Source organism: Rhodococcus jostii NBRC 16295 (assembly GCF_001894825.1).
Lineage (GTDB): Bacteria > Actinomycetota > Actinomycetes > Mycobacteriales > Mycobacteriaceae > Rhodococcus_F > Rhodococcus_F jostii.
The window spans coordinates 1-1,965 of the sequence record NZ_BCWY01000213.1; the positions used below are offsets into that span (position 1 = coordinate 1).

Consider the following 1,965-nt stretch of genomic DNA (forward strand, 5'->3'; position numbering starts at 1 on the left):
GGGGTCAAGGCCTGACGTCCCTCGATAGGTAGGCCACCGCCCGGCGCATCACCTCCGCTTCCTGTTCGAGCAGCCGGATACGTTTGCGGGCCTCGCGGAGCTCGTCGGATTCGTCCCGTGTGAGGCCTGGTCGGGTGCCGTCCTCGATGTCGGCCTTGCACAGCCAGTTCTTCAGTCAGGTCTCGGAGATCCCGAAATCTTTCGCGATTTGCTCCAGCGGGGCTTCGCGTTTGCGGGCCACGGCGACGACGTCGCGGCGGAACTCTTCCGGATATGGCTTCGGCATGCCGATCATCCTTTCACCGTGAGGGTGGATCCCTCACGGGTGAGGTGTCAACCAGAGCCGGGGCAGTCCCAACAGTCATGTCACCGCCGCGACTTCGGCACTGTGTCCCCAGCATGGCACAACCCGTCCGGGAGTGGCGGCACACGCAGGCCACGCCCCCCGCCGTCACATCCGAATAATCACCCAGAAGACGAACAGGTGGTAGATGCCGGCGCCATGATCGCCGGCCACACCGAGCGGGTGTAGAGGCCAGGCCCATGTAGCCGACGCCACCGACCAGTGCCGTAAGGACGTTCACGGTGCCGTATTCGACGTGGCCCCAGGAGAACCACGCCGTCGAGGCCACGGCAAATGGTCGCAACGAGGAGGTGGGCGCCGGGCCGTCAGTGTTGCACGATCAACGGCAGCAGCTGCGCTGCAAGTTCTTCGAGCATGGCAGCGCGGATGAAGGCGGAGATGAATATCCCGGACATCTCGCTCGACAGAACGGGAGATCCGTCCGGTCAGAACTGGTGAGGGTCATCTCAGAAAGGGGACGTGTCATCTGCGCAGTTCATGGTGCATTTTTACTGCGCCAGGACTCGAACGGAACTAGGTGTTCGAGCTTGCAATGGAACGGGTAAGTCCCTGGGGCGGCGAGAACCGACTCGATCAGAGCTTCGTCGCCGTCAATGCTCACGAACGTGAACACCGAGGTTCCTCAGCATGCACTTTGACCTTGTCGCCGACATTCAAAAGCGTGCGAGTTCCCCGATTCTCGGTCGTACATCACGATGAACCCGTACGGGTGAGGTGTGCAAGCCGCCGATATTTGCCGGGTTCGATCGATCGTGGCTCCGACTGCCGCAACGGGGCGCCACATCGCTGTGCCGATAGCGGATGGGCGGATTCTGGCGGTCATCGCAACAGCAGTCGGTCCATCTCTTCGATGGGTGTGCGAAAGTCTAGCCGTTTCCGCGGGCGCTCATTGGGTTGCCGTGACACCCACTCCAGGTCCGCTTTCGAGTGCGCACTCAGGTCCGAGCCTTTGGGAAAGTACTGACGGAGTATGCCGTTCGTGTTCTCGTTGGTCCCGCGCTGCCAGGGTGCGTGGGGATCACAGAAGTAGATGTCGATGCCGGTGGCCGCGCTGACGCTCTTCCAGTCCCGCATCTCCGAACCCTGGTCCCACGTCAAGGTTCGGCGCAGGATCGCGGGCAGCGTCTCGAGCTGTTCGGTCAACGCGGGTGCAGTGTGCTCGGGCTTGTATCCGTCGGGCAGATGAACGAGCATCACGGTGCCGGTGGAACGTTCGACGAGTGTGCCGATTGCGCTCAGATTCCGTTTGCCGATAATGAGATCACCCTCCCAATGTCCCGGTACTGCACGGTCGTTCACTTCTTTGGGGCGGTCGGCGATGTTGGCCATGTCGGGGATCCGGTTCTTGCGCTGGCCGGCCTTGCGGCTGGGTCGGCGCAGCCCACGTCCGGTCCGCAGCGATCGGGTGAGGGTGTGTTCGAGTCCGCCGCGCGAGGGTTGGTAGAGCGATTGGTAGATGGTCTCGGTGCTCACCCGCATCTGTGGGTCGTCGGGGAAATCGAGTCGGAGTCGGCCCGCGATCTGTTCGGGTGAATGGCGCTCGGCCAGGGATTTCTCCACTGTCTCGCGCAGCGGCGGATGGGTGGCGAGCTTGGACGGTT

1 protein-coding gene and 1 pseudogene are annotated in these 1,965 nt (G+C 62.7%); both read right to left on the reverse strand.

Features of this window, described 5'->3' with window-relative positions; genetic code table 11:
• Positions 1–7: 7 nt before the first annotated feature.
• Positions 8–286, reverse strand: a pseudogene (locus RJ1_RS47375) (transposase); the annotation flags it as partial.
• Positions 287–1,183: 897 nt separating this feature from the next.
• On the reverse strand, positions 1,184–1,965 hold a 782-nt coding region (locus RJ1_RS44790; RefSeq protein ID WP_083602294.1), incomplete at its 5' end, for an IS30 family transposase.